The organism is Cupriavidus sp. 05N39, from assembly GCF_056397325.1.
In genome coordinates, this window is record NZ_JBFTNE010000180.1 from 1 (window position 1) to 7,544 (window position 7,544).

General features: G+C 63.5%; 8 protein-coding genes and 1 pseudogene. 3 read left to right on the plus strand and 6 right to left on the minus strand.

Going from position 1 to position 7,544, the window contains the following annotated elements:
- The coding region (locus tag AC1DN0_RS39570; protein WP_477146532.1) for a sensor histidine kinase at positions 1-283 on the plus strand (283 nt) is incomplete at its 5' end.
- Positions 284-406: 123 nt separating this feature from the next.
- On the opposite strand, the gene AC1DN0_RS39575 is transcribed toward AC1DN0_RS39570, so the two are convergent.
- Positions 407-850: a ZrgA family zinc uptake protein gene (locus AC1DN0_RS39575; RefSeq protein ID WP_441637302.1), complete on the minus strand. Its 444-nt coding sequence runs from the start codon at positions 848-850 to the stop codon at positions 407-409.
- Here AC1DN0_RS39575 and AC1DN0_RS39580 point away from each other — a divergent pair.
- A complete protein-coding gene (locus tag AC1DN0_RS39580; protein ID WP_441637304.1) occupies positions 840-1,322 on the plus strand; it encodes an NAD(P)/FAD-dependent oxidoreductase in 483 nt (160 codons plus the stop codon). The two genes, AC1DN0_RS39575 and AC1DN0_RS39580, sit on opposite strands and share 11 nt — an antisense overlap.
- Positions 1,323-1,489: 167 nt before the next feature.
- On the opposite strand, the gene AC1DN0_RS39585 is transcribed toward AC1DN0_RS39580, so the two are convergent.
- The 5 genes from AC1DN0_RS39585 to AC1DN0_RS39605 all read right to left on the minus strand — a co-directional run bounded on the left by AC1DN0_RS39585 (position 1,490) and on the right by AC1DN0_RS39605 (position 6,524).
- Positions 1,490-4,318: an ATP-dependent Clp protease ATP-binding subunit gene (locus AC1DN0_RS39585; RefSeq protein WP_441637306.1), complete on the minus strand. Its 2,829-nt coding sequence runs from the start codon at positions 4,316-4,318 to the stop codon at positions 1,490-1,492.
- 147 nt (positions 4,319-4,465) lie between these two features.
- A complete protein-coding gene (locus AC1DN0_RS39590; RefSeq protein ID WP_441637308.1) occupies positions 4,466-5,071 on the minus strand; it encodes an Hsp20/alpha crystallin family protein in 606 nt (201 codons plus the stop codon).
- Positions 5,072-5,150: 79 nt separating this feature from the next.
- A complete protein-coding gene (locus AC1DN0_RS39595; RefSeq protein WP_441637310.1) occupies positions 5,151-5,573 on the minus strand; it encodes a PRC-barrel domain-containing protein in 423 nt (140 codons plus the stop codon).
- 163 nt (positions 5,574-5,736) lie between these two features.
- The gene (locus tag AC1DN0_RS39600) at positions 5,737-6,189 is read right to left on the minus strand and encodes an HdeD family acid-resistance protein (protein WP_477112162.1); all 453 of its coding nucleotides are present in this window, start codon (positions 6,187-6,189) and stop codon (positions 5,737-5,739) included.
- Positions 6,190-6,362: 173 nt separating this feature from the next.
- Positions 6,363-6,524: a helix-turn-helix domain-containing protein gene (locus AC1DN0_RS39605; protein ID WP_441637314.1), complete on the minus strand. Its 162-nt coding sequence runs from the start codon at positions 6,522-6,524 to the stop codon at positions 6,363-6,365.
- A 112-nt stretch (positions 6,525-6,636) separates the two neighbouring features.
- Between AC1DN0_RS39605 and AC1DN0_RS39610 the strand changes: the two are divergent.
- Positions 6,637-7,509, plus strand: a pseudogene (locus tag AC1DN0_RS39610) (IS110 family RNA-guided transposase); the annotation flags it as partial.
- Positions 7,510-7,544 lie beyond the last annotated feature (35 nt).

Below are 7,544 nucleotides of genomic sequence, written 5' to 3' on the forward strand. Positions count from 1 at the left end.
CGGGCTTGGGAGAGAGGTCAACATCTCGGTCGCTAGCGCGTCGGACGAACGCCGCAACGCCATGCTGAAAGTGACCGATCGAGGCATGGGGATCAAAGTTGACGAACTCGGGCTGGTGTTCGACAAATTTTTCCGAGGCAAGCTGYAGCGCGGGTCGGCCGGCGATGGACTGGGCCTTGCCCTCGTGCGTGAGATTGTGCTGCTGCATCGCGGCCATATTTCTCTTGAGAGCGAAGTAGGCAAGGGCACGACCGTTACGCTGCACCTTCCGGCGGTGGAATAACTTGCCAGCTTCCAAAGAGGTCGCTCGCAGCGCGGGCAGCGTCCTTTGGCCACCTGGATGGGGTCAACCCGGATGCGCGGTCTTCTGACAAACATCCTGGCATGATCGATCGCATGTCGGCCGCTACGCGATCTGATGGAGCGCTGCAGGCGCCTTGCAGCGGAACGTGTAGTCGGCATCCAGATCGGCATGTTCACCGCCCGGAGTCGCGCCCGGCGATGCCTTCGCGGCGCTGTCGCTGGCGGCTGTGAATGCCGGCGTCAACGCGCCGAAATCGAGTTGCACGGACTCCAGGTGGCAACCCGCGGCAGGCGATGTCACGAAGATTGCCTCGCCATCGCGCAATCGCGCCATGGCTTGTTGCGCGACGGCCTTCTCGGCCGCGCTACGCGGCGCGCGTTCGAAGCCGACGAGATTCGTCAAGGGGGCTTCCAGATGCACCACGAGAACGGACCCTTCCTGCGCCACCTCCCGTTCCGCCACCCCACGTACATGGGCCTCTTGCGGGCTTGCGCTGTGAATCCGCAGAAAAACAACGCTCAACGCACTTATGCGCTTGAGATTCATTGAGCCAACCGCGTCGCTGAAGCGCACGCTCTCGCAATATCTGGTGGACCGCGTGAACTCGGCACCGAATATCGAAGTTAAGACGTGCACGCATGGCACGGCGCTCGCCGGGGACGAGACGCTGCGTGAAATCACGCTGACCGATGTGCGCACCGGCCAGCACCGCAACGTGAAGACGCACTGGCTCTTCGTCTGCATCGGCGGCGTGCCGCAAACAGAATGGGCGGCGCAGGTGGGCATCGTGCGGGACGAGGCAGGCTATCTCGTCACCGGTCCAGACCTGCGCGAGTTCGAGCACGGCCTGCTATGGCCGCTCGAGCGCGCACCGCTGCATCTGAAGACCAGCATGCCGGGCGTGTTCGCTGCGGGCGACGTGCGCCATGCGTCGATCAAGCGCGTTGCGTCGGCGGTAGGCGAGGGCGCGATGTGCGTGGCGCTGGCGCTGGTGCATCGCTATCTGAATGGCGGCTGAACGGCCGCGCACGGTGACGTGCGTTCGGCAAGAGGTGGCGACCATGACTCCGAAGCGCACACATCTGAATCAAGCCTGCGTGCTGCAGACCGACAAGCCCTGTTGCCAAGAATGCGTGAGGCTCGGAAGGCGACGCCGCGTAAGCGGCATCGCCCTCGGGCCTTCCCTCATACGTGCGCCGGTTTCTGCTCCTTCGCCTGGCGCGCCGCTTGCGCATCGGCGGATTGCTTCTGCACGCGCACCGCATTCGCGCCCGAGTCGTAGGTGATCGTCACCTTGTCGCCGTCGCGCACGTCGCCCCGCAGCAACGCATCGGCGAGTTGCGATTCCACTTCCGCCCGGATCTTGCGCTTGAGCATCCGTGCGCCGAACTCGGGGTCATAGCCGATCTCAGCGAGATGATTGCGCAGCGAATCGTCGAACGACAACTCAATGTTTTGTCCGGCCGCGGTGCGCTGCACGCGCTCGAGTTGCAGATCAACGATGCTGCGGATCTGCGCCTTGCCGAGCGCATGGAACACCACGACTTCATCGACCCGGTTCAGGAACTCGGGCCTGAAGTGATGCCGCAGTACCTCCATAATACGGTCGCGCAGCGCAGGGTAGTCGAGCTGCTTCTTGTCGGAGCGCATGTTGTCCTGGATCATCTGCGAACCGATATTGCTTGTCGCGATGATGATCGTGTTCGTGAAATCCACGAGACGTCCTTTGCCGTCGGTGAGACGGCCTTCGTCGAAGAGCTGCAGCAGGATGTTGTGCACCTCCGAATGCGCCTTCTCGATCTCATCGAGCAGCACCACGCTATATGGGCGGCGCCGCACCCGCTCAGTCAATTGACCGCCTTCCTCATAGCCGACATAGCCCGGAGGCGAGCCCACCAACCGCGCCACTGTATGCCGCTCGGAGTACTCGCTCATGTCGATGCGCACCAGCGCGTTCTCGTCGCCGAACACCGAGGCGGCGAGCGCTTTGGCGAGCTCGGTCTTGCCCACGCCAGTCGGTCCGAGAAAAAGGAAGCTCGCGGTCGGCTTGCCGCCTTCGGTGAGACCGGCACGGGAAAGCCGGACGGCCTTCGCGACGGCGCTGACCGCCTCGTCTTGGCCGACCACACGCTCCCTCAGGCGCTCTTCGAGACGCAGCAGCTTCTCTCGGTCCTCAGCGGTGAGTTCGGACACCGGCACGCCGGTGAGCGACGCCACGACCTGCGCGATGTCCTCCGCCGTCACCTCTTGCGAACTGGTGCCGCGTTCCTTCTTCCACGCTTCGGTCGCATCGTTGAGGCGCTTCTGTTCGGAGACGAGCTTGCCTTCCAGTTCCTTTGCCTTATCGAACTGCTTGGCCGAGCTTGCCGCGTCCTGTTCCTGGCGCGTGCGGCGGATGGTCGCCTCGATGTCGTGCAGTTGCATCGGCCGGGAATTCGACGAGATGCGCACACGGGCGGCCGCCTGGTCGAGCAGGTCGATGGCCTTGTCCGGCAGGAATCGCGCGGCGATATAGCGGTCCGAGAGCTTGGCCGCAGCCGCGATGGCCTCTTCGGTGATCTTCACCTTGTGATGCGCTTCAAGACGGTCGCGCAGTCCGCGCAGGATCTCGATGGTTTCCGCGACGCTCGGCTCGGGCACGTTCACCGGTTGGAAGCGGCGCTCGAGCGCCGAGTCCTTCTCGATGTACTTTTGGTATTCGTTGAGCGTCGTGGCGCCCACGAGATGCAGTTCGCCGCGCGCGAGCGCCGGCTTGAACACGTTACCGATATCGAGCCCGCCTTCGCCGCCGCCCTGGCCGGCACCGACGATCGTGTGCAATTCATCGATGAAGACGATCAGCCGGTCCTGGTTCTCGACGATCTCATCGAGCACCTGCTTCACGCGCTCTTCGAACTCGCCGCGATACTTTGCGCCCGCGACCACGCTGTTTATATTTAACTCGACGACGCGCTTGCCGCGCAGCACTTCCGGCACCTGGTCCTGGGCGATGCGCTGCGCGAGTCCTTCGACGATCGCCGTCTTGCCAACGCCCGGTTCGCCAATCAGCACCGGGTTGTTCTTGCGCCGGCGGGCAAGAACCTCGATAGTCGTTTCGATCTCCTTGTCCCGGCCGATCACCGGATCGAGCTTGCCGCGCCGCGCAAGTTCGCTGAGATCGCGCGCGTACTTGTCGAGCGTTGGCGTGGTAGAGCGGCCCTCGACCGTGCCTTCCTCGGCGCCCTTGCCGACCACCTTGACTGTCTTCTGCCGGAGCGCATGCGACGATAGTCCGTACTTGCGCAGCAGCTCGCCCGCGAAGCCGTCCTCCTCTTCGACAAGCCCGATCAGGATATGCTCCGGTCCGACATAGCTGTGGCCGAGTTCCCGTGATGCAGTGAGCGCGTTCTCCAGCGCGCTCTTTGCGCGCGGCGATACGCCGATGCGCTCCTCGTCCGTCTTGTCGCCGCGAGTGCCGCGCGGAGCGTTCTGATCGACGTCCTTCTTGATCTCTTCGGGATCGAGCTTGAATTCGCGCAGGATCTCCTGCACCACGTTGTTGTCAGCGAGTGCGAGCAGCAGGTGTTCTGTATCGACTTCGGACTTGCCGAACTCGACCGCCGCTTGCGCGGCCGCCTGCAAGCGGTCCAGGCCGCTCTCGCTCAGGAACGTCTGCAGGTCGACGGCTTCGCGCGCACGGCGATGCCGACGCGGCCGGCCGCCGGCCCTCACCGCGCGTTCACCCACGCCCTCGCCCTCATCGCCRCCCTCTCCTGCGCGCTCGCGCGTCTCGTCCGTCTGGCCGAGAGATTGCCGACCGCCGCGCCTGCCTTCGAGCGGCGACCACATGTCGTCGAAGAGACTTTCGAAGAGGCCGCCGTGAAAGAGTGATTCAAGCGGCGAAAGGCTGCGCTGGTTGCGTGCCATGAACGCCATGTAGTGCTCGTCGCACAGCGTCAACTGACGACGCTGGCCGTTCTCGGTGATCGTGATCTGCGCGGTCGCCGGCTTTCCGCAAACGCTGCAAATGGCCATGATATTCTCCGTTGGATAGGCAGTGGAGGTTTGAAGACGAGGAGTCGTGCGCAAGTGGTGAGGAGATGCCCCCTCGCGCGCAGGAACGCCGCAGTTGGTCGTCGACGCGAGCAAGCAGCATGGCGCGATGTCGCCGTGCGCATCGCGCTACTTGATCTCGATGCGCCGCGTCGCCGCAGGTTCCTTGGCCGCTTTGGGCACCCGCACGGTGAGTATGCCGTTCTCGAAATTCGCCTCGGCGCGTTCGAGATCGACGCCAGAAGGAAGCGGAATCGCGCGCTGGAACTGTCCGAACGCCCGCTCCACCCGGTAGCAGCCCTTCTCGTCGCTCTTCGATTCGATGCGCTTCTCGCCGGTCAGCACCAGCATGTCCTCGAGGACTTCGAGCTCCACGTCCTCGCGCGACAGTCCTGGCAACTCGGCCACGATGCGCAGCGCGTCGCCGTCGTCGATCACGTCGAGGCGCGGCTGAACGCGGCTAGGACTGAAGTCGCCGAACCAGTTGCCGAGCGGTCCCATCCCGCCGAACGGATCGCGTATCAGGTCCGTGAGAAGATGCAGGGGATCGGGCAGTGGCCAGCGCGCCGTATCGAACGATGCCGGCCATGCGGACGCGGCCGCATCCGGGGTCAACGGCGCGGGGGCCTGCTGTGAGGTCGCAGGCGCGGCGTTCACCTTCGCGCCCGCGCTCTTTTCCTCGGGGCTCTTGCGCAGGAAACGGAAGGGGTTCCACCTATCGAGGTCCAATAGCATCGCTATGCTCCTTGTTCCGGCGAGCCGCCAGAGTGGCCCGAATCGTCAGTGAATCGTGCTGCGGCGTCGCGGCCCGACGTCAGCCCTTGGCATATTCGAACTCCGGCAGTTTTTTCAGCGCCTCCTTGTTTGCGCCGGGCAGGATTGCCTTCGGCGCCATCTGCTTGAAATGCTGAACGGGGATGGCGACGCGATGGGTTGCCATTCCGAGAAAGCCACCCACGTCGATAATCACGGCGGAGAGCGAGCCATCGGGTGCCACAATCAGGTCATCGACGCGGCCGATCTTTTCGTTCTTTTCGTTGTAGACATCGGCGTGGATCATCTTCGATGCGCGCCAGCCCGTTGCAACCAGTTGCGCTTCGGTGACGGTTACGCCAAGTGTCGCCTTGCCCGCGATAGGAGCATCCTGCGCGGTCGCGCCGCTGGCCACCAAGCCACCAGCGGATAGCGCAAGCACGAGGGTCGACAGCCTTGCGGCCGATGGGAGGTTGGTCTTCATGGTGTTCTCCAGAATGCGCAGCGGGATACGTGGACGCCTGGCGCAGGATGCGCTCAGGAGTGCAGCGGCATTCTCTGCTTGTCGCGAAGGACGGGGCGCAAGGTCCGTGCGCCGAGGCAGAGGACGAGCAGAAGCACGCCGGTCACGATCGCGTAGGCACTGATCATCCAGACGAGGGCGAGTGCGCCGGCACCGGGGGCGAGCTGCCGAACAGCACCGACAGGAAGCTGATGAAAAACAGCAGCCGCTCTCTGCGGTCGCGCCTCTTCAGCCGCACCCCGGCGATAAGGTCAAGCACTCCGGTGACGATGGCGTTCGCGCCCATCACGGCGATTAGAACGAGCGCAGTGACACCTGGCGCTGCGACGGCGATCAGGCCCGCAGCGATTGTGCACAGGCCGAGCAGCAACGGCATCCACCAGTCTGTGCGGATCGAGCGATGTCGTATTGGCGTGCTGACCGCCGCGATGCCTCCGATGAGTGCATACGCCGCGAACATCGCGACGAGAAGCCGCAGCGTGAGACCAGGCCAGAAGAGCGCGAGGAGGCCGAACAGGATTCCCGCGGCGCCACGCAGCGCGAGCATCCACCATGCGCGTCCGAGCAGTTCTTCCATTGTTGGGTACCTCGCTCGAGTCACCAGTATCCGGCCAATACAGCATGCGCAATTGTTATGCCGCGAATATCGTCAAGCATACGTCCGGAAGGCGCGCGCTTCTTTCGAGTTCTTGCCCAGAGGTGTCGGATTCCTGCGCGTGTTGGTCGCTCACGGATCGAGTCGCGAGCGCATCACCCGATCGTGGGGCGGTGGCGGAAAGCCTGGGGCGTGCAGCGCGCATATCGATGAAACACCTCGGTGAAATGCTGCTGCGTCTGAAAGCCCGCGCGTGCCGCGACATCGATCAGCGGGAGACTGGACGTGCCATTTGCTCCATGGTGCGCGTTTGCCACGGAGGCGGGTCGAAGTCGTGACCGTCGAAGTATAGTGTTCCCTTTCCATCTATGTTAGGTTTGTTTTTTTACGTGCATATGGACGCGCCGCATTATGGTCGGCAGAAATGCAGAAGCCTGCAGCACAGCACATCACTGGGCACGTCGCTTCCAGTCGCTCGGCGTTGAGGTACGGCTGATCAGTCCACAGTATGTGTCACCGTTCGTTAAGACCAACAAGAATGACCGCAACGATGCCGAAGCGATCGTCGAGGCCGCCAGCGGACCCGCCATGCGCTTCGTTATGGTCAAATCGGTCGAGTAACAGGACATTCACGCCGCGCATCGGATGCGCGCAGTCCTGATCCGCCATCGTACAGCCATGATCAACCAGATGCGTGGCTTGCTCGGTGAACGGGGACTCACGATTTCGCGTTCACCCGAGGCGTTCAAGCGCGCAATCCCGGATCTACTCGGCAAGAGCGCCGACGAACTGAGGTCGTTCTGCCAGACGCTGCTGACTGAACTGCTGCAGCACCTGAATGCAATCGAGGAGCGTGTCCATCTGATCGAAGCATCTATCCAGTCGTTCATGAAGCAATCCGCGCTGTGCAAGAAGATCGCGGAAGTGCCCGGCATCGGTCCGATCACCGCCACAGCCATGGTTGCCGCCGTCGGCGACCCCAAGCAATTCAGGAACGGGCGGCATCTGGCGGCCTGGCTTGGCCTGGTGCCACGTCAGTACTCCTCGGGAGGCAAACCTCGGCTGCACGGCATCAGCCGGCGCGGCGACACGTACCTGCGGACCCTGCTTATCCACGACGCGCGGGCCGTCCTGCGTTACTCAACGACAAAGACCGACCCACAGAGCGTCTGGCTGCAGCAGTTGATCGCGCGACGGGGGCACAACTGCGCGGCAGTCGCGCTGGCCAACAAGAACGCGCGCGTCATCCAGGCGCTGCTCAGTAGCGACTCGACCTTTATGACGCGAAGCGCCGCCGCATAGCCCAAAAAACCGCTTGCAAGGAAGGAGATGCCCAC